The sequence below is a fragment of the Bradyrhizobium sp. 149 genome (assembly GCF_023073915.1).
GTDB lineage: Bacteria > Pseudomonadota > Alphaproteobacteria > Rhizobiales > Xanthobacteraceae > Bradyrhizobium.
In genome coordinates this window covers 1-20,050 of sequence record NZ_JADPKK010000022.1, presented here as the reverse complement: position 1 = coordinate 20,050, position 20,050 = coordinate 1, and the positions used below count along the sequence as shown (strand labels likewise).

Below are 20,050 nucleotides of genomic sequence, written 5' to 3'. Positions count from 1 at the left end.
GTTTGTCCGATAAATGGGTAATTGTGTTAGGCGGAGGAAAGACTATCGTCGCACCCGGAAGGCCCATTGGAATTGCGCGGATTTCTCCGCTAATGGCTGGGACCGAACGCTCCCAACGAGACGATAGCGAACCATGTCCAAGCGCGGATACACCGCCAGCAAAAAACTCCTCACCGGCCTGATCGGCGCGCCGATCGCGCATTCCGCATCCCCTGCCATGCACGAGCGAGCCGCCGAGGCGCTCGGGCTGCGCGGCCATTACCAGCTCATCGAGGTTGCCGGCGCCGATGCGGACGGGCTTCGCATGATGCTCGAGGGCGTGCGGCGGCTTGGCTTTGCCGGCGTCAACGTCACCTACCCCTACAAGGAAGCGGTGGTCCCGTTGCTCAACGCGCTGGCGCCGGGCGCCGCCGCGATGGGCGCGGTCAACACCGTCGTCGTCAAGGACGGACGGCTGACGGGCCACAACACCGACACCACCGGCTTCGCACGCGCGGTGGCGCCGCTGCTGGCGCCCTCCGGCAACGCCGTCGCCGTGATCGGCGCCGGCGGCGTCGGCAAGGCGATCGCGTTTGCGCTGGCGAGCCTGGACGTGACCGACCTCCGCATCTTCGACAGCGAGCCGGCGCGCGCCGAGACGCTCGTCTCCCTGCTGGCCGCGCAGGGCGTCGCAAGGCTGGCGTCGAGCCTCGAGGACGCGCTGCAAGGCGCGACCGGCCTCGTCAACGGCACGCCGGTCGGGATGCTGCCGAACCGCGGCACGCCTGTCCCGCCCACGCTGCTGCATGAGAAATTGTGGGTTGCGGATGCCGTCTACTCGCCGCTGATCACGCCGCTGCTGGCGGCCGCCCAAGCCAAGCGCGCGCGGATCATGACCGGGCGGGAGCTCGCCATCTACCAGGCCGCCGACGCTTTCGAACTGTTCACGGGCCTTGCCCCATCGACCGAGGTCATGGGAGAGGCATTTGACGAGGTGATGGCGGCACGAAGCTCGGCCTATCACGCAGCGTAACCGAAGCGGCCGGACACAAGGCCGCGCACAACAGCAACGAAAAATGGGAGGAGAGACCATGAAATCGACCATTCTGGCAGGCGCCCTGCTTGCCTTCGCGACCGCAACCAGCGTCCACGCCCAGGCGATCAAGCTCGCCGACGTCGCCGAGCTTTCCGGCGGCGGGGCGACCGTCGGCACCAACTGGAAGAACGGCATCGACCTCGCGATCGAGGAGATCAACGCCAGGGGCGGCGTGCTCGGCCGCAAGCTCGAAGTCACTCATGCGGACTCGCAATCCAACCCCGGCGTCGCGCGCGCGCAGGTGCAGAAGGCGCTCGACGCCGAGCCGTATGTGCTGCTCGGGCCCGGCTATTCCGGCTCCGTGAAAGTGACCGCTCCGCTGGCGGCCGAGGCCGGCATCGCGCAGATCATGGGCGGCGAAGCCGCCGAGCTGACGCAGGCCGGAAACAAATTCCTGTTCCGCACCTCGTTCGGCCAGCAATCGTCGATGCCGAAGGTCGCGAAATACATTCACGACGACATGAAGGCGAAGTCGGTCGCCGTGGTCTGGGTCAACAACGACTTCGGCCGCGGCGGTCGCGACGTCGTGGTCAAGGAGCTCGACCGCCTCGGCTCCAAGGTCGTCGCCGATCTCTCGACCGAAGCGGGCCAGGCCGATTTCGCCGCCGACGTCGGCAAGATCAAGGCCGCCAATCCGGACGCCGTGTTCGTCTACCTGAACGAAGAAGAGAGCGCGCGCATCCTGAAGGAGCTGAAGCGCCAGGGCGTCACCGCGCCGCTGATGGGCGAGACCACGCTGATCGGCCAGAAGGTGATCGAGCTCGCGGGCGATGCCGCCAACGGCGCGCGCGGCCATGTCGGCCTCACCACCGACGCGCCGGTCGACCTGATCAAGGCGTTTCGCGACAAGTTCGCGAAGAAGTACAATTACGTGCCCGACCATAACGGCCTGAAGGGCTATCTCGCGGTCTACATGGTGAAAGCCACGACCGACAAGATGGGCAAGGTCGATTCCAAGGCGTTCGCCGACGCCCTTCATGGCCTGACCATCAAGGCCGCGGACGAGCCGGGCATCTTGATGGACGTCACCTTCAGCGACACCGGCGACATCGATCGCCAGAGCTTTCTGGTCGAGGTGGTCGAAGGCAAGCAGGTGGTGAAGCAGGTGCTGCCGAAGGTGAAGTGAGGGCTCCTTTCTTCTCCCTCGCCCCGCTCTTCGCGGGGAGAGGGAGTGACACACCTGAACTTGCGTCGATCCAGTTCACTCGGGCTCTAACGATCAAAGAGAACCCATGTCCAATCTGTTCGATCTTCTGGTCGCGGGACTTGCCACCGGCGCGATCTATGCGCTGGTCGCGGTCGGCTTCACGCTGCTGTGGCAAACGTCGCAGACCATCAATTTCGCGCAAGGCGAGTTTGTGATGCTGCCGGCGTTCCTGATGCTGGCAGCGATGCATGCCGGCGCGCCGTTCTGGCTGGCGATCATCCTCGGCATCCTGCTCTCGATGCTCCTGCTCGGCCTCACCTTCAAGATGCTGCTGGTCGATCCGATGATGCGCCACGGCGTGCTGCCGCTCGCGATCGCGACCATGGCGCTCGCGATCGGCCTCAAGGAGGCCGTAAAACAGTTCTTCAGCGCGGAGGCCTCGCCCTTCCCGTCCATCGTACCGACCGGCGATATTGCGATCCTCGGTCACAATGTGTCGCTGCAAAGTATTGGCGTCCTCGTCCTCGCCATCCTTGCCGTCTTCGGCCTGACTGCGCTTCTCAACCGCACCTCACTCGGCCACCAAATGCAGGCCGCAGCGCAGAACCCGACGGTGGCGCGCATCATCGGCGTCCCGGTCGAGCGCATGATCCTGCTGACCTTCCTGATCAACGCGTTCCTGGTCGCGCTGGCCTCGCTGCTGATCACGCCGATCTACCTCGCGAAATTCACATCCGGCGAGGTGCTGGGCCAGGCCGCCTTCATCGCCGCGATCGTCGGCGGATTCAACCAGGTGCGCGGCGCGATCGCGGGCGGGCTCCTGATCGGCGTGCTCGACAATCTCGCGGCCGCCTACGTCTCGACGCAGTACCGCGCCGCCGTGCCGATGATCTTCCTGATCGCCGTCATCCTGTTCCGGCCCCAGGGCCTGCTCGGCCGTGCCGAGGAGCGCACCGTATGAGCAGCTTCGCCAAACCTCTGAAGATCGCGCTCGGCCTCATCGTCATCGCTGCGCTAATCGTCGTCCCCATGAACTTCAACCGCTATGGCCTGTTCATCCTGAGCCAGTGGGCGGTGATGGCTATCGCCGCAATGGGCCTCAACCTCACGCTCGGCTATGCCGGCCAGGTCTCGCTGGCGCAGGGCGCCTTCGTCGGTATCGGCGCTTACGCGGCGGCGATCATGACCACCCATGGTTGGCCGCTGCCGGCGGCGATCGTCGTCGCGATTGGCCTGAGCTTCGCGGTCGGCTGGGTGCTCGGCTATCCCGCGCTGCGGGTGCAGCATCACTATCTCGCCTTCGTCACGCTCGCCTTCTCCACGCTGGCCTTCCTGGTGTTTCGCAACGAAAGCTGGCTCACCGGCGGCATCTACGGCATCTCCAACATCCCGCGTCCGCACATCTTCGGCATCGCGACCAACAAGCCGCTGCCGTTCTACTATGTCTGCCTCGGCTCGCTCGCGATCGTGTCGCTCGCGGTGTGGTGGCTGATCCGCTCGCCTTGGGGCCGCGCCTTCATGGCGCTGCGCGAAAACCCGCTGCGGGCGCAGTCGCTGGGCGTCGACACGCGCCGCTACACGCTGATGGCGTTCGCGATCGGCTCCGCGCTGGGCGGCGTCGCCGGCGCACTCTATGCGCCGCTGACGCAATATATCGATCCCGTGCCGTTCAACCTGTCGCTCTCCCTCGACCTCCTGATGATGGTGATCGTCGGCGGCGCCGGCTTCTTCCTGGGTCCGTTCCTCGGCGCGATGATCGCCGTGCTGTTGCCGGAATGGCTGCGCTTCACCGAGGGCTATTATCTGATGCTCTACGCGATCGCGGTGATGGGGCTGCTGATCTGGTCGCCGACCGGCATCTTGGGAATCCTGGACCGCCATCTCGCCGAGCGGCGAACCAAGGCGGCCTCCGCCCTGCGCGCCGTCGCGAAATCCAGGCTGGAGACGGCGCAATGAGCGCGGTCCTCGAAGTCACCGGCATCAAGAAGAATTTTGGCGGGATCAGCGCGGTCGGCGGCGTCTCTTTCGACGTCCGCGAGGGCGAGATCCTCGGCCTGATCGGTCCGAACGGCTGCGGCAAGTCGACCCTGTTCAACTGCATCCTCGGCCAGCTCACGCCGAGCGGCGGCGAGGTCAAGCTCGACGGCAAGGTCGTCACCGGCTTGCGACCCGCCGAACTCAACAAGCTCGGCGTCAGCCGCACCTTCCAGCTCCTGCAGGTGTTTCCAAAACTGTCGGTGCGCGAGAACCTGATCCTCGCAGGACAGGAGCACCAGGGCAGCATGGCCTCGCGCCTGGTCGGCCGCTCCGATGCCGGACTGACGGCGGCGGCCAACCAGATGATCGGCTTTTTCAAGCTCGATCATCTCGCCGACGAGCCGGCCGGCGGGCTCTCCTATGGCCAGCAAAAACTGCTCGACGCCGCCATGGCCTTCATGGGCGGCCCTCGGCTGGTGTTGCTCGACGAGCCCGCCGGCGGCGTCAATCCGTCGATGCTGTCGGACCTGAAGGAACGGCTGGTCGCGATCAACCGCGAGAAGAACGCCACCTTCGTCGTGATCGAGCACAACATGGAATTCGTGATGTCGCTGTGCACGCGCGTGATGGTGATGGCGGAAGGCAAGGTGCTGGCGATGGGACGGCCCGACGAGGTCCGCAAGGACCCCGCCGTGATTGAAGCCTATCTCGGACACTAGGGAGAGCCATCATGAGCGACCCGATCCTCTCGGTTCACAATCTCGTCGGCGGCTACGGCAAGATGACGATCCTGAACGGCACCACTTTCGCCGTGCCGCAGGCGACCATCACCACCATCATCGGCCCGAACGGCGCCGGCAAGTCGACCGTGTTCAAGGCCATCTTCGGCCTGCTGAAGCTGCGCGACGGCAAGATCAGCTTCGCCGGTCGCGACGTCACCAATTTGAGCCAGCGCGCGCTGCTCAATGCCGGTATCTGCTACGTGCCGCAGGGCCGCAACATCTTTCCCGAGCTGTCGGTGCGCCACAACATCGAGCTCGGCGGCGTTTCCGCGGGGAAGGGCATCGACCTGCAGAGCAGGATCGAGGCCGCGCTCGACCTGTTCCCGGCGCTGCGCCGGAAATCGACGCAGCAGGCTTCCACGCTGTCCGGCGGCGAGCAGAAGCAGCTGGAAATCGCCCGCTCGCTGCTGCTCGAGCCAAAACTGGTGCTGATCGACGAGCCCTCGATCGGCCTGTCGCCGCTGATGGTGCAGCAGACTTTCGACATCCTGAAATCCCTGCGCGACCGCGGCGTCACCATCCTGATGATCGAGCAGAACGCACGCTCGGCGCTGCAGATTTCCGACATCGGCATCGTGCTCGAACTCGGCCAGACCCGCATGCTCGACAAGGCCGAGCGCATCCTGAACGATCCGCGGATTGGGCAACTGTTCCTCGGCGGCGCCATGGAGGAGAGCGCGGCATGAGCACGCGGTTGCGCATCGGCGTTGCCGGCGCCGGCCTGATCGGCCGCCGCCATATCGCGCTGATCGACGCCTCTCAGGATTGCGTGCTCGCCGGTATTGCCGATCCCTCACCGGCCGCGAAGGACCATGCGCAGGCGCGCAACACGCCCTGGTTTGCGGACCATCGTGCGCTGCTGGCGGAGGGGAAGCCGGACGGGCTGATCATCGCCTCGCCGAACGCACTGCATCTCCAGATGGCGGTCGACTGCGCGGAGGCCGGCGTGCCGGCGCTGATCGAGAAGCCGGTGACCGATACGGTCGCGGCCGCGCAACGGCTATACACGACGATCAAGCGGAGCCGCGTTCCGATGCTTGTCGGCCATCACCGCCGGCACAACCCGATCATCAAGGCCGCGCGCGAGACGGTCGCGAACGGCAGGCTCGGCCGGCTCACCGCAATCGTCGGACTGTGGCTGCTCAGGAAACCCGACGACTATTTCGAGGTCGCCTGGCGGCGTGAGCAGGGCGGCGGGCCGCTGCTCATCAATCTGATCCACGACATCGACAATCTCCGCTTCGTCTGCGGCGAGATCGTTGAGGTGCAGGCGCTGACCTCGAACATGGTCCGCGGCTTTGCCGTCGAAGACACCGCCGCACTGCTGTTGCGCTTTGCCAATGGCGCGCTGGGGACAGTGACGGTATCGGACGCGACCCCGGCGCCGTGGAGCTGGGAACTGACGTCGGGTGAGAACCCCGTCTATCCCCAACAGGACCAGCCTTGCTACGTCCTCTCCGGCACCGAGGGCTCGCTCGCCGTGCCGACCATGGAGCTGTGGTCTTATTCCGACAGTCCCGGCTGGCACGCGCCGCTGTCCCGCGAGACCATGGCTCCCCCGTCGTTCGATCCGCTGGCCGAGCAGCTTCGGCATTTCTGTGCCGTCATTGCGGGCCGCGAGCCGCCTCTGATCTCAGTTGAAGACGCGATGGGAACGCTCGCCGTCGTCGAAGCCGTCAGCGAAGCCGCGCGCACGGGCCAAAAGGTGTCACCGGGGCGGATCATGGAGCAGGCAGCATGAGTAAACGCTCGATCGCAACGGTCTCCCTCTCCGGCGCCCTCGACGAAAAGCTCCGCGCCATCGCATCCGCCGGGTTCGACGCGGTCGAGATTTTCGAGAACGATTTGCTGTCGTTCGGCGCAAGCCCCCGCCAGGTGGCGCTGCTGTGCAAGGACCTCAATCTCGATATCTGTGCGTTTCAGCCGTTCCGCGATTTCGAGGGCATGCCGGAACCGCAGCGTTCGCGCAACTTCGCCCGCGCCGAACGCAAGTTCGACCTGATGCAGGAGCTCGGCACCGACCTGCTGCTGATCTGCTCCAACGTCTCGCCGGCGTCGCTTGGCGGCGTCGACCGCGCCGCAGATGATTTTCGCGAGCTTGGGGAGCGTGCGGCCAAACGGTCCTTGCGCGTCGGCTACGAGGCATTGGCCTGGGGACGCCACGTCAACGACTACCGCGACGCCTGGGAAATCGTGCGACGCGCCGATCACCCGGCGATCGGCATCATCCTCGACAGCTTTCATGCGCTGGCCCCCGGCTTTCCGGTCCGCGCGATGGCCTCGATCCCCGGCGACAAGATCTTTCTGGTTCAGCTTGCTGATGCGCCGAAGCTCGAGCTCGACATCTTGTCGTGGAGCCGGCACTTCCGCTCCTTCCCCGGCCAGGGCGATCTTCCGGTCGGCGAGTTCATGGCGGCGGTCGCGGCGACCGGCTATGCCGGGCCGCTGTCGCTGGAGATCTTCAACGACCAGTTCCGCGCCGGCTCGGCCGCCCAGACCGCGGTCGACGGCCTGCGTTCGCTGATCCTGCTGGAGGACCAGCTTGCACCGGATTGGCCCAAGCTCATCAGCGAGCCCCTGGCATCGAAGGCCAAAAGTCGCGGCACCGGCTTCATCGAGTTTGCCGTGAACGAAACCAAGGCGGGCGAGCTCGGTCACCTGCTCGCACAGCTCGGCTTCCGCAGAAGCGGCAAGCATCGCAGCAAGGCGGTGGAGCGCTGGTCGCAGGGCAAGGTCGAGCTCGTCATCAACTCCGAGACCGACGGCTTTGCGCATTCGCACTACGTGACGCACGGCCCCGGCGTCTGCGCCATCGCGCTCGATGTCGACAATGCCGGCCTCGCCATGCAACGCGCCGAGACGCTGAAGGCGCGCACCTTCTACCAGCCGGTCGGGCCGGGCGAATTGGAGATTCCCGCGATCCACGGCGTCGGCGGTAGCCTGCTGTATTTTCTGGATCAAGCCGGCAAGAACTGGGACACGGATTTCGAACAGGTCCCGAGCGACGCCGGCGCGGACGCCCTGCTGGCGGTCGATCACATCGCGCAGTCGATGCCCTATGACGAGATGCTGTCCTGGCTGCTGTTCTACACCGGCATCCTCGACCTCAAGCGACTGCCGCAGATGGAGATCGCCGATCCCAGAGGGCTCGTGCAGAGCCAGGCCGTCATCAACGGCGACCAGAGCCTGCGTTTCGTGCTCAACGGCTCATCCGCCAACCGCACGCTGCCGGCCCGCTTCATCTCGGAATTTTTCGGCTCAGGCGTGCAGCATATCGCGTTCACATGCCGGGACATTTTTGCGGCGGTCGCGGAGATGCGCAAGCGCGGCGCGGATTTCCTCGATATCCCTGATAATTACTACGACGACATCGAAGCCAAATACGACCTCGCGCCGGACCTGGTGGCGCAGCTGCGCGCCAACCACATTCTCTATGATCGCGAAGGCGACGGCGAGTTCTTCCAGGTCTACACGCACATTTTCGACGAGCGCTTCTTCTTCGAGATCGTGGAGCGAAGGGATTATCAGGGCTTTGGCGCGGCCAATGCCGGCATCAGGCTCGCGGCGCAAGCCCGCGAGGTGCGGCCTGCGAGCATGCCGCGGGTGTAGCTTACTTTCCCTCTCCCCTTGTGGGAGAGGGTGGCTCGCCGCAAAGCGGCGAGACGGGTGAGGGGTTCTCTCCGCGCGAGACCTCTTACTTTTAAATACGCGGAAACAAATCCCTCATCCGGCGCTTCGCGCCACCTTCTCCCACAAGGGGAGAAGGGGCATCGTGCTTGTGGCTACTTCATCGCGCATTTGTCGTGGAAGCGATCCTGGTCGTTTTCGACGATGGTCGCGACCGTCTTCAGCGAGAGCTGGCCTTCGGCGTCCTTGACCACGTCCTGGAGATAGAAGCTCTGCACCGGGATGTGGTTCTTGCCGTACTTGAAGGGGCCGCGCAGCGACTTGAAATTGGCCTTCTCCATCTCGGCCTTCATCGCGTCCTTCTTGCTGGTGTCGCCCTTGACCGCGACCACCGCGCTGTTGATGAGCTGGGCCGCGTCGTAGGCTTGCGCGCCGTAGTAGGTCGGGCGCTGGCCGGTGTACTTCTTGCGATAGTCGGCGACGAAGCGCTTGTTCTGCTCGTTGGGCAGGTCATTCACCCATTCCTGCGCGCCGGGCACGCCGAGCGCGTTCTCCTTCTGCAGCGGCAGCGACAGCTCATCGACGGTGAAGGCCGTATAGAGCGGCATCGTGCCCTTCAGTCCGGCCTGAGCATATTGGTTGAGGAACTGCACGCCGGCTGCACCGGGATAGAACACGAAGATCGACTCCGCGCCCGAGGCGCGCGCCTTGGAGAGCTCGGCGGAGAAGTCGAGCTGGCTCGGCCAGACCGTGTATTCCTCGCCCTTGACCTCGCCCTTGAACGTGCTTTTCACGCCCGCGAGCATGTCCTTGCCGGCGGCGTAGTTCGGACCGATCAGGAACACGCTCTTGACGCCCTTCTGGTTCATGTAGAGTCCCATCGCGGCCGGCGTCTGGTCGTTCTGCCAGGAGGTCGAGAACACGTAGGGCGAACAAAGCTCGCCGGCGAGCTGCGACGGACCGGCATTGGCCGAGATCAGGAAGGTCTGCGAATCCACCGCGGTCTTGAGCGAGGCCAGCAGCACGTTCGACCAGATATAGCCGACGATAAAATCGACCTTGTCGGACTGCACCAGCTTCTCGGTCTTCTGCTTGCCGACATCGGGCTTCTGCCCGTCGTCCTCGTAGATCACCTCGACCGACTTGCCGTCCATCTTGCGGCCGATGTGATCCAGCGCGAGCTCGAACGAGTTGCGCATGTCGTTTCCGATCACGGCGGTCGGGCCGCTGAAGGTCGAAACGAAGCCGATCTTGATGGTGTCGCCGGCGAATGCCGGGCTTGCCAGCACCAGCGCCGCTGCGCCCGCCAGCCAGAATGCCGTCCTCATAGCCACTCCCCTCCATATTATTTGCCCGGAAGCGGGGTGATCGCCGCCCCGGGTCATCTCTATTGAACGCAAAATCTGTCGCGCCGCCAATGGCTCAGCGCCCGCCCCTGCACCATATTTCGCCCCCATCGGCGATAGCAAGAAATATAATTCTACTTACTTCGTCGAGGGCTGCGGCGCTTTTTCGCGGGCTATCAATACGCTTGGCCTATTCGGCGATTGATGACCTCTATTGGACCACGGAGCCCAATCCGCACTTAATGGGAGAGTAGAGCAGCGAGATTCGGAGGGCGCATCATGACCACGACACCGCACCGCGTCGTCATCGTCGGAGCCGGCTTCGGCGGGCTGGAGACGACCCACCGGCTCGCCGGCAGCCCGGTCGAGATCACGCTGATCGACCGTCGCAACCATCATCTGTTTCAGCCGCTGCTCTATCAGGTCGCCACCGCCTCGCTCTCCACCAGCGAGATCGCCTGGCCCATCCGGAACCTGATGCGCGACCGGCGCGACGTAACCACGCTGTTTGCGACCGTCAGCGGCGTCGATGCCGAGAGGCGCTGCGTGCTGATCGACGACGGCAGCCAGGTGCCTTACGACACGCTGGTGCTCGCCACGGGCGCGCGGCATGCCTATTTCGGCCACGACGAATGGGAGCAGTTCGCGCCGGGCCTGAAGACGCTGGAGGACGGAACCACACTGCGCCGTCACATCCTGGTGGCATTCGAGCGCGCCGAGCGCGAAACCGATCCGGCTCGGCGCGCGGCACGGCTGACCTTCGTGATCGTCGGCGCCGGTCCCACCGGGGTCGAACTCGCGGGCACCATCGCCGAAATGGCACACCAGACCCTGCCGCAGGATTTCCGCAACATCGACACGACCAAGGCGCGCGTGGTGCTGATCGAGGCGGGGCCGCGCGTGCTCGCAGGGTTTGCCGACGACCTCTCGGCCTATGCGCAGGCCTCGCTGGAAAAGATCGGCGTCGAGGTCGTGCTTGGCCAAGCCGTCACCGAAATCGACCGCGACGGCGTGGTGTTCGGCGGCAAGCGGCTCGATGCCAAAACCAAGATCTGGGCCGCCGGCGTCCGCGCCTCGCCCGCGGCTGAATGGCTGGGCGCGCCGGCCGACCGCGCCGGACGCGTGCAAGTCGAGGCCGATCTCACGATCCCCGGTCATCCCGAAATCTTTGCGATCGGCGACACTGTTGTGATCAACGCCTGGGGCGGCAAGCCTGTGCCCGGGATCGCGCCGGCCGCCAAGCAGCAGGGCCGTCACGTGGCCGACACCATCAAGGCGCGGCTGCGCAAGCAGCCGACAGGCCCGTTCCGCTACAAGCACTCCGGCAGCCTCGCGCAGATCGGCAAGCGGCTCGCGGTGATCGACTTCGGCCGCATCAAGTTGCGCGGCACTATCGCGTGGTGGATCTGGGGCATCGCCCATATCTACTTCCTGATCGGCTTGCGCCACCGCCTCAGCGTCGCGCTGAGCTGGCTCTGGATCTACGCCCGCGACCAGCGCGCCGCGCGGCTGATCACGCAGGGAAGCAGCAAGGTGGTGTAGCTTTCTTCCTTCTCCCCTTGTGGGAGAAGGTGGCGCGAAGCGCCGGATGAGGGGTCTTTCTCCACATCCGAGAATTGTTCGTGAGGAGAGAACCCCTCACCCGACTTCGCTTCGCGAAGCCACCCTCTCCCACAAGGGGCGAGGGTGCAGCAGCGCTCGCCGCAATAGCTTGTCCTACTTCACCAGCTCGCACCCACCCTCCGCCAGCGGGCGGAACGCCTGCTCCGCCGAAATGGTCGAGACCAGCTTGTAATAGTCGTACGGATATTTCGACTCCTCCGGCTTCTTCACCTCGAACAGATACATCGGATGCACGACGCGGCCGTCCTGGCGGATCGTGGTGTCGCCGAACAGCTTGTCCTTGCCCTTGAACTTCTTCATCTCGGGTACGGCGTCCTTGGCATTGTCGCTGCCGGCCGCGGCGACCGCGTTGAGATAAGCGAGCGTGGATGCATAGACCCCGGCCTGGTTGCCGCTCGGCATCTTGCCGTTCATGCCGGGGCGCGCAGCGAACCGCTTGGCGAAGGCGCGGGTGTCGTCGTTCATGTCCCAGTAGAAGGCTTCCATGAGCTGGAGGCCTTGGGCGACCTTGATGCCCATGCCGTGGACGTCATTGATGAAGAGCAGGAAAGCGACGAGCTTTTGTCCACCCTGCTGGATCCCGAACTCGGCGGCCTGCTTCACCGCGTTGATGGTGTCGCCACCGGCATTGGCGAGCCCGATCACCTGCGCCTTCGAGCCCTGCGCCTGCAACAGGAAGGACGCGAAGTCGGACGTGCCGAGCGGATGCTTGCTGGAGCCCAACACCTTGCCACCATGCGCCTCGATGTATTTCTGGGCTTCCGCCTCGATGCCCTTGCCGAGCGCATAGTCGACCGTGAGGAAATACCAGTCCTTGCCGCCGCGCGACATCATCGCGGCCGCCGTGGTGTTGCCCGTGGCCCAGGCGTCGTTGACCCATTGGATGGTGTTGGGCGAGCAGGCCTTGCCGGTGAGGTCCGAGCTCGCCGTGGACGACGCCAGGAACGTCATGCGGCTGTCGCGCAGCAGCGTGTTGATAGAGAGACCGACCGCCGAGTTCGGCACGTCGACGATGGCGTCGACGCCCTCGACATCGAGCCATTTGCGCGCGATGGCGTTACCGACGTCGGCCTTGTTCTGGTGATCGGCATAGACAATCTCGACCTTGATGCCCTTGCCGCCGCCGTTGAAGTCCTCGGCCGCCATGCGCGCGGCCTCGACCGAGCCCATGCCGTTGGTGTCCTGGAAGATCCCGGAGATGTCGTTGAGCACGCCGACGCGCACGACATTGTCCGAGATCTCGGCATTTGCCGCGCCGCAAATCAAACTCGCGGCCAGTGCAAGCGTCCGCTTCAGATGCTTCATCGTTCCCTCCCCGTTGATCTGTTGCCGCGCCGGTCCTTGCCGGCCCGGTCGAGACTTAGACCTGCCGCTCCGGCAGTCGCAGCACCAGCCCGTCGAGCGCGGGCGTGATCATGATCTGGCAGGACAGCCGGCTGTTCGGCAGCCGCTCGGTCGCGGTTCCCTCGAGCAGGGCGTCCTCGTCATCAGCCAGCGCCGGCAGGCGCGCGAGCCAGGCTTCGTCGACATAGACGTGGCAAGTTGCGCACATGGCGTTGCCGCCACATTCGGCCAGAATGCCGTCGAGACCGTGACGGGTCGCAGCCTGCATGGCGCTCTCGCCGTCACTTGTTTCGATATGGTCGGACTTGCCGTCGGGATGGATGAAGGTGATGGCGGGCATGAAACTCCTCGTCAGGCCGGAGTGATGGTCACAGGCAGGCTGTCGAGCCCGCGCAACGTGTTGTTGAAGCGGCGTTTCGGCTCGCCCGTGATCTCGATTCGGGCGATGCGCTTCGCCAGTGCGGTCAGCATCACCTCGCCCTCAAGGCGCGCGACGAGCTGGCCGACGCACATGTGGATGCCGGAGCCGAAGCCGACATGGCCGGAGCTGCGACGGGCGATGTCGTAATTGTCGGGCTTGTCCCAGCGCCGCGGATCGCGATTGGCGGCGGCGAGGAACATCAACACCTTCTCGCCCTCGCCGATCCTCGCACCTGACAGTTCGACCTCGCGCGTGGTGGTGCGGAAAAACGTCTGCACCGGGCTCTCGAACCGCACCGCCTCCTCGAAGGCGTTGCGCGCGAGCGTGAGATCATCGCGCAAGCGCTGCCACTGGTCGGGAAAGCGCGCGAGGCAATAGACGGCGGCGCCAATGCCGTTGACGGTAGTGTCGAGGCCGGCGGACAGCAGCGATCGCACCAGCAGCGGCGCCTCGGTCGCGCTGATCTCGCCGTCATCGACACGGGCGTGGATGCAGGCGCCGAAGCCGCCGGGCGCAAGATTCTCGCGCTGGCACTGCTCGGTGACATAGGCCTGATGCGGCGCCGAGCGCGCGATCGCGTCCTGCCGCAGCTGGTTAGGCGGACCGAAGGCGTTGAACACCAGGCTCGCATAGGGGATCAGGTGCTCGCGGCCTTCGGGCTTCAAGCCGAGCGCATCCGGGAAGATCGAGAGCGGATAGGCCTCCGCGAGATCCGTGATCGCATCGAAGCTGCGCTTCTCCAGCAGAGCATCAACCCGTTCCTCCGCCGCTGCGGCAAAGCGGTCGCGCACCTGCTTCATCACGGTCGGCGACAGCACTTTTGACAGCACGGCGCGGGTGCGGGTGTGCGCGGGCGGATCGGCCTCCAGGATCAGGCTCGGCGGCCGCCACGGCGTTTCCTTCTTGAAGTCGGAGAGGCCGACGCCGCGGCTGGAGCAGAACGTCGCGGGATCGTTCAGCACGGCATGGACCTCGGCATAGCGCGCCACGCCATAGACGTTCCACTTGTCGAGATAGACGACGGGCCCGGCCTCCCGCAGCAACTCATGCGTGGGATAGGGATCGGCAAAAAAATTCATCGCGAACGGATCGACATCAAGATGCGGGACAGCCGCGTCGCCGGCGGATACGGAGGAGCCGGATGCACTCATTGAAGTCCTCCCTCATTTTGATCTTGTGAAACGCGAGCGCATGCCCTTAGGTCTGCGGACATTCCGCGAGTTAAAACCCCGATATGCCGCCTTCGACCAGATCTCGCCAAAAGCCTGCGCCCGCGGAGACGGGACCGACGCTCGATCTCGATCGCTACGTCCCCGCGATCATCACCTTCATCGCCAACAAGCTCTCGAACAGCGCCACCGCGTTCTATCAGCGGCAGTTCGGCGTCAACGTCACGGAATGGCGGATCATGTCGCTGCTGGCGGTCGAGCCCGGCATTCCGGCCTCGCGCATCTGCCACGTCATCGGTTTCGACAAAGGTCCGGTGAGCCGGACGCTGGCCGGCCTCGAGAAGCGAGGGCTGGTGTCGATCCGCACCGACCCCAATGACGGGCGCACCCATTCGATCTCGCTGACGGCGAAGGGCCGCGCCACTCATGACAAGGTGATCGTCGCGGCATTCGAGCGCGAACGGCGCCTGTTGTCCTGCCTCAACAAGGACGAGCGCGAGGTGCTGATCGAGCTGTTGCGCCGCCTGCACGAGAATCTCGGCGCCGTGACGGGCAGCACCGACACTTGACGGGTCGCGAACCGGGCGCCGTCCCCTGTCATTTCCGGGCATGCGCCAGCGTTCGCCCGCGGCACCCTCTCTGCCGAGCATTGCGTCCTCCGAAATTCGACGCGGCGGTTCCTCCCACCGTCATCCTTGGCTAAACGGTTCGCACAAAATAGTTGCTTAGGCAACAAAAGAATCCTGCAGGATAATGCGGCAGGTTGGCTGGCCTGTTTCATGAAAATGGGCCGGCTCCGCAGCGCATCACTGCGTACGGCGCTGCGTCCGGGTACGGTCCAACCAACCGCTACAGACCGATCCACTCGTTCGAGAGATCGTCATCCAACCGCGCCACCGCGTCGGCACGGCGCGTCAGCACCGCGCGCTGGTTGATGTAGCCCTTGTCGGTGATCTCGCCGCCATCGACCGAGGGCGGCTCGGCGAGCAGCAGGGCGCGCGTGGCGTGGGCGGAGGAGTTGGCGCCCTGTTGCTTCAGTTTCGCAAGACCCTGCGCGATCGCGGCTCTGACCTTGTCATGCACGAGCACGTCGTTCACGCCTGCGGTCTCTGGCAGGCCGGCATGTGCGCGGCATGCAGCGATGTTTGGAAACACCAGGAAGCGCACCTCGTCGCCGCCATGACCGGTGACGACGATGTCCTGCGCGAGCGGCGCCAGCGCGGCGATGCCGGCGACGCGCAGCGTGCCGACACTGACCCAGGTGCCGGAATTGAGCTTGAAGTCCTCCGCGACGCGCCCGTCGAAGAACAGGCCGCGCTCGGGACGTTCGGCATCGGCGAACTTCACGGCATCACCGATGAGATAAAAGCCCTCGTCATCAAAGGCCTGCCTGGTCAGCTCTAGGGCCTTCCAGTACCCCGGCGTGACGTTGGGGCCGCGCACCCGCACCTCCAGCTTGTCGCCGGAGGGGACAAGCTTCAATTCCGTGCCGGGAATGGGCACGCCGATATTGCCCGAACGCTCCGCGAGGAAATGGCAGTCGGTCGCCAGCGGCGACGTCTCGGTCGAACCCCACGCCGAGACCATCGGCATCGCGCGGCCAACGGTCTTGATCGAGAGCTGTTCGAGTGCGTCCCAGAGATTCTGCGGCAGCGCCGCACCGGCGTAGAACGCGAATTTCACCTCGCCGAAGAAGCGGCGACACAGATCCTCGTCGCCGCGCAGCGCCGCGATCAGCATGTCGAAGCCGCGCGGCACGTTGAAATAGACCGTCGGCATCACGCTCTTCAAATTGGCGAGTGATGTCGCAAAGAGACCGGGCGCGGGCTTGCCGCCGTCGATATAGAGCGAGCCGCCATTGCGCAGCACGAGATTGAAATTGTGGTTGGCGCCAAAGGTGTGGCTCCAAGGCAGCCAGTCGAGAATGACGAGATCATCGCGCCTCTGTTCGAGAAAAGTCCAGGTCTGCGCCTTGGCCTGCTGGCTGGAGGTCAGCATGCGCTGCGTGTTGATGACGGCCTTCGGCGTGCCAGTCGAGCCGGAAGTGAACAGGAATTTTGCGATCGTATCCGGCGTCACCGCGGCGAAGGCCTTTGCGACGTCCGGACTCTCGGGCGTTGCCACGATGGTGCGGAAGGCCAGCGCGTCGATATCGTCGGCATTGCCGCTGATGATCTGCGCGCTATGCAGGGGCTTGATCGCGGCCAGCGCTGCCGCAAACGGGCCCGTCGCGGAGACATAGATCGCGGCGGGCTCAAGCAGCGTGATCATGCTCTTGAGCTTGTCAAAATCCTTTGACATCAGCGAATAGGCTGGCGAGATCGCCGCCGAGGGCACGCCGACATGCTGGGCCGCCAGTGCGAGCAGCGCATGATCGATGCTGTTGTCGGAGAGAATCGCGAGCGGGCGTTCGGCGCTGAGACCTTGCGCCAGAATCCAGGACGCTGCCGCCCGCACCTGGCGCAGCGCCTGCCCATAGGTGACCGTGGTCCATGGCGATTGGGTACTGCTGCGCTCCGCGAGGAAGATCGCATCAGGCCTCTGCCGCGCCCATTGCTCCAGCCAGTCGCCGACGCAGCGCGCGCCATCGCGCAGGGGCTCGGGCGAGCGCAGCACGATGCTGCCGTCCGCGCGATGCTCGGCAACGGTTCTGGGCGGCGCGAACAGGCTGGAAGCATCACCGCGTGGGGCGCCTGTCATGGTTTCCTCCTCGCCCGGAAGCCGGGATCGGCCGCGGCCTCGTCGCGGGCCGCGTTGGCCATAATGTTGGGCAGGACAATTGTTGTCGTCAACAACAATCTTTCACTGGTGTGGCGAAGACGCTACAAGAATGGTCCGGCAGGAGACATGACGTGACAGCCACTGCAGCCCGGACTTCCGCGCGCAAACGCGCCGGCAACGGCGCCGCGCGGTCCATCGACGCGGACGAGATCGGGCTCGACGCGCTGGTCGGGCACGCAGGCTATGCGGTGCGGCGCTTCCAGATCTGGATTTTCCAGGACTTCGTCAAGACGCTCGGCAATGTCGACATCCGGCCGACCCAATATTCGGTGCTGACGGTGATCGGCGCCAATCCCGGCCTGTCGCAGATGGCGGTGGCCAAGCGCCTCGGCATCGAGCGCGCGCGGCTGGTGCATCTGCTCGACAGCCTCGAACAGCGCAAGCTGGTCAGGCGGGTCAAGTCGAAGACAGACCGGCGTTCCCACGCCCTGCATCTCACGCCGCAGGGCGAGACGGCGCTGGCAAAATTCAAGCGCCTCGCTGCGGAGCACGAGCGGCATGTCGAGGAAAAGATCGGCAAGGAGAACCGCGAGCGGCTGCTGCGAATCCTCGCTGACTTCACCTGATCCAGACTGCCTAATGTTTGCGCAAATGCTCCTGACAGGGCGATGGCGTGGCGGCCCGCCTGATCCCCGAAATATCCCACAAGGCACTGATTCCTCGATAATATCCGGAGTACTTGTCCTGCCCGGATTCTGTACACAATGGCACATCGCTTGCTTCGATCCGGGTGAAGAGACGTAGCCGGAGTTTGTCGTCATGAGGGCTGAAACGGGGGCTGAGCAGCCTGAAACGATCGCCGCGATCGTGGCGGCGCATCGCGCGGGCACGCTCACGCCGGCACAGACGGTCGCGCGCAGCTATCAGCGCATCCGCGACCACAACGATCCCGCCATCTTCATCAGCCTGCGCGACGAAAAGGACGCTATCGCGGAAGCCGAGAAGCTCGGCGCCAAGGACGCCGCCAGCCTGCCGCTCTATGGCGTGCCGGTCGTGGTGAAGGACAATATCGACGCGCTGGGGTTTCCGACCACCGCGGCGTGCCCGGCCTTCTCGTACACCCCGACACATGACTCGACCGCGGTTCAGCGGCTGCGCGCCGCCGGCGCCATCGTCATCGGCAAGACCAATCTCGACCAGTTCGCAACCGGCCTTGTCGGCGTGCGTTCGCCCTACGGTATCCCCAGAAACGCGATCCGTGAGGACCTCATCCCCGGCGGATCGAGCTCGGGATCGGCCACCGCCGTCGGCGCCGGGCTGGTGCCACTGTCGCTCGGCACCGACACCGCCGGCAGCGGGCGGGTGCCGGCGATGCTCAACAACATCGTCGGGCTGAAGCCAAGCCTCGGCATGATCTCGACCGCCGGCCTGGTGCCGGCCTGCCGGACGCTCGACTGTATCTCGGTGTTCGCGCTGACCGTGGACGACGCTGCGCTGGCACTCTCCGTGATGGCAGGTCCCGACCAGGCCGATCCGTTCTCGCGCGACCGGCCGCTTGGCGCGATCACCCCGCTCCCGGCAAACCTGCGCCTCGGCGTGCCGCGCAGCGGACAGCTGATCTTCTTCGGCGACAAGAAGGCGGAAGCGGCCTACGCCGATGCGTTGAAGCGCTGGACCGCGCTTGGCGCAACGCTCGTCGAGTTCGACCTCGAGCCGTTCTACGAGACGGCGCGGCTGCTGTACGAAGGGCCGTGGGTCGCCGAGCGCTATCTCGTGATCCGCGACCTGCTCGCCTCCGCGCCGGATGCGATCCATCCCGTGACGCGCGAGATCACCACGGCCGGCGCGCGGCTGACGGCGGCGGACACCTTCTCCGCGCTCTATCGCCTGCAAGGCCTGCGCAAGATCGCCGAACGCACCTTCACCAATATCGACGCGCTGGTGCTGCCGACGGCGCCGACGGCCTATACGACCGCGCAGGTGCTGGCCAACCCGATCGAGCTCAACAGCCGGCTCGGCACCTACACCAACTTTGTCAATCTGCTCGACCTCTGCGGTCTGGCGCTGCCGGCGGCGATGCGTACTGACGGCATCCCGTTCGGCATCACGCTTCTTGCGCCCACCGGCCAGGATGCGCTGCTCGCGAGCATCGGTCGCGTGTTCCATGCGGATACCAAGTTGACCCTTGGCGCAAAGGGCGTGGCGCAAGCTGCGCTGGCGCCGCTTGCCGCAAACCGCATCGACGAGATTCCGATCGCCGTCGTCGGCGCCCATCTCTCCGGCATGGCGTTGAACGGCGAGTTGAAAGCGCTGAACGGGCACCTGATCGAGGCGACCAGGACCGCGCCCGACTACACACTCTACGCATTGAAGACCACGCCGCCGAAACCGGGCATGCTGCGCGTCGAAGCCGGCAAGGGCGCGTCAATCGAGCTGGAGATCTGGTCGCTATCGTCGTCCGCCTTCGGCAAGTTCGTCAACGCGATTCCCGCGCCAATGGCGATCGGCACGATCCGGCTCGCGGATGGCCGCAATGTGAAAGGCTTTCTTGTCGAGCCCGAAGTGCTGGGCGAAGCGCGCGACATCACGGCCTATGGTGGCTGGCGCGCGTATATGGCGGACGCTGCGACGGCGTAGCGCTCGTAGGGTGGGCAAAGCGAAGCGTGCCCACCACTTCTTTTGCGGTCGCGGAAAGCTGGTGGGCACGGCGCAAGCGCGCCTTTGCCCACCCTTGTAATAGCGCGATGGTTTATTCTCGACTCGTTCCGTGAGGAATGGCCTGCCGCGGTTTGCACCCCGCGACAGGCCGCTGGCGATC

17 protein-coding genes are annotated in these 20,050 nt (G+C 65.1%); 12 read left to right on the top strand and 5 right to left on the bottom strand.

Translation table 11 applies throughout. The features are described from left to right. Window positions 1-133: 133 nt before the first annotated feature. From IVA88_RS17590 to IVA88_RS17555, 8 genes are all read left to right on the top strand, one after another. Window positions 134-1,012 carry a shikimate dehydrogenase gene (locus IVA88_RS17590; RefSeq protein ID WP_247498498.1) on the top strand — a complete coding sequence of 293 codons (879 nt, stop codon included), beginning with the start codon at window positions 134-136 and terminating at the stop codon, window positions 1,010-1,012. Window positions 1,013-1,070: 58 nt separating this feature from the next. Beyond that, window positions 1,071-2,201 (top strand): ABC transporter substrate-binding protein, encoded by a 1,131-nt coding sequence (locus IVA88_RS17585; RefSeq protein ID WP_247498497.1) that lies wholly within the window; start codon window positions 1,071-1,073, stop codon window positions 2,199-2,201. 106 nt (window positions 2,202-2,307) lie between these two features. After that, entirely contained in the window at window positions 2,308-3,183 is an 876-nt protein-coding gene (locus IVA88_RS17580; RefSeq protein WP_247498496.1) for a branched-chain amino acid ABC transporter permease, read from the top strand. Beyond that, a complete protein-coding gene (locus IVA88_RS17575) occupies window positions 3,180-4,178 on the top strand; it encodes a branched-chain amino acid ABC transporter permease (RefSeq protein WP_247498495.1) in 999 nt (332 codons plus the stop codon). Before IVA88_RS17580 ends, IVA88_RS17575 begins: the two co-directional genes overlap by 4 nt. Continuing rightward, complete coding sequence (locus tag IVA88_RS17570; RefSeq protein ID WP_247498494.1) at window positions 4,175-4,918, top strand: ABC transporter ATP-binding protein; 744 nt, start codon at window positions 4,175-4,177, stop codon at window positions 4,916-4,918. The genes IVA88_RS17575 and IVA88_RS17570 overlap by 4 nt, the downstream gene beginning before the upstream one ends. Before the next feature lie 11 nt (window positions 4,919-4,929). Continuing rightward, complete coding sequence (locus tag IVA88_RS17565) at window positions 4,930-5,667, top strand: ABC transporter ATP-binding protein (RefSeq protein WP_247498493.1); 738 nt, start codon at window positions 4,930-4,932, stop codon at window positions 5,665-5,667. Then, window positions 5,664-6,722 carry a Gfo/Idh/MocA family oxidoreductase gene (locus tag IVA88_RS17560; protein WP_247498492.1) on the top strand — a complete coding sequence of 353 codons (1,059 nt, stop codon included), beginning with the start codon at window positions 5,664-5,666 and terminating at the stop codon, window positions 6,720-6,722. Before IVA88_RS17565 ends, IVA88_RS17560 begins: the two co-directional genes overlap by 4 nt. Next, a complete protein-coding gene (locus IVA88_RS17555) occupies window positions 6,719-8,590 on the top strand; it encodes a sugar phosphate isomerase/epimerase and 4-hydroxyphenylpyruvate domain-containing protein (protein WP_247498491.1) in 1,872 nt (623 codons plus the stop codon). The genes IVA88_RS17560 and IVA88_RS17555 overlap by 4 nt, the downstream gene beginning before the upstream one ends. Window positions 8,591-8,763: 173 nt before the next feature. Here IVA88_RS17555 and IVA88_RS17550 read toward each other — a convergent pair whose 3' ends face one another. Further along, window positions 8,764-9,936 carry an ABC transporter substrate-binding protein gene (locus IVA88_RS17550; RefSeq protein WP_247498490.1) on the bottom strand — a complete coding sequence of 391 codons (1,173 nt, stop codon included), beginning with the start codon at window positions 9,934-9,936 and terminating at the stop codon, window positions 8,764-8,766. A gap of 297 nt (window positions 9,937-10,233) precedes the next feature. Between IVA88_RS17550 and IVA88_RS17545 the strand changes: the two genes are divergently transcribed. Continuing rightward, window positions 10,234-11,496 carry an NAD(P)/FAD-dependent oxidoreductase gene (locus IVA88_RS17545; protein WP_247498489.1) on the top strand — a complete coding sequence of 421 codons (1,263 nt, stop codon included), beginning with the start codon at window positions 10,234-10,236 and terminating at the stop codon, window positions 11,494-11,496. A 174-nt stretch (window positions 11,497-11,670) separates the two neighbouring features. Here the strand turns inward: IVA88_RS17545 and IVA88_RS17540 are convergent, their stop codons facing one another. The 3 genes from IVA88_RS17540 to IVA88_RS17530 are packed head-to-tail and all read right to left on the bottom strand — an operon-like array spanning window position 11,671 to window position 14,493. Then, on the bottom strand, window positions 11,671-12,882 hold the full coding sequence (locus IVA88_RS17540) for an ABC transporter substrate-binding protein (RefSeq protein WP_247498488.1): 1,212 nt from the start codon (window positions 12,880-12,882) through the stop codon (window positions 11,671-11,673). Between the two features lie 55 nt (window positions 12,883-12,937). Beyond that, entirely contained in the window at window positions 12,938-13,261 is a 324-nt protein-coding gene (locus tag IVA88_RS17535) for a 2Fe-2S iron-sulfur cluster-binding protein (protein ID WP_247498487.1), read from the bottom strand. Window positions 13,262-13,272: 11 nt separating this feature from the next. Further along, on the bottom strand, window positions 13,273-14,493 hold the full coding sequence (locus tag IVA88_RS17530; RefSeq protein WP_247498486.1) for a cytochrome P450: 1,221 nt from the start codon (window positions 14,491-14,493) through the stop codon (window positions 13,273-13,275). Window positions 14,494-14,576: 83 nt separating this feature from the next. On the opposite strand from IVA88_RS17530, the gene IVA88_RS17525 reads away from it, so the two are divergent. Continuing rightward, complete coding sequence (locus IVA88_RS17525; protein WP_247498485.1) at window positions 14,577-15,080, top strand: MarR family transcriptional regulator; 504 nt, start codon at window positions 14,577-14,579, stop codon at window positions 15,078-15,080. Between the two features lie 280 nt (window positions 15,081-15,360). Here IVA88_RS17525 and IVA88_RS17520 read toward each other — a convergent pair whose 3' ends face one another. Further along, window positions 15,361-17,211 carry a feruloyl-CoA synthase gene (locus IVA88_RS17520; RefSeq protein WP_247498484.1) on the bottom strand — a complete coding sequence of 617 codons (1,851 nt, stop codon included), beginning with the start codon at window positions 17,209-17,211 and terminating at the stop codon, window positions 15,361-15,363. Window positions 17,212-17,363: 152 nt separating this feature from the next. Here IVA88_RS17520 and IVA88_RS17515 point away from each other — a divergent pair, with 152 nt between their 5' ends. Both IVA88_RS17515 and atzF read left to right on the top strand, forming a co-directional pair. After that, window positions 17,364-17,858 (top strand): MarR family winged helix-turn-helix transcriptional regulator, encoded by a 495-nt coding sequence (locus IVA88_RS17515; RefSeq protein WP_247498483.1) that lies wholly within the window; start codon window positions 17,364-17,366, stop codon window positions 17,856-17,858. Window positions 17,859-18,051: 193 nt separating this feature from the next. Beyond that, the gene (gene atzF, locus IVA88_RS17510; RefSeq protein ID WP_247498482.1) at window positions 18,052-19,869 is read left to right on the top strand and encodes an allophanate hydrolase; all 1,818 of its coding nucleotides are present in this window, start codon (window positions 18,052-18,054) and stop codon (window positions 19,867-19,869) included. Window positions 19,870-20,050 lie beyond the last annotated feature (181 nt).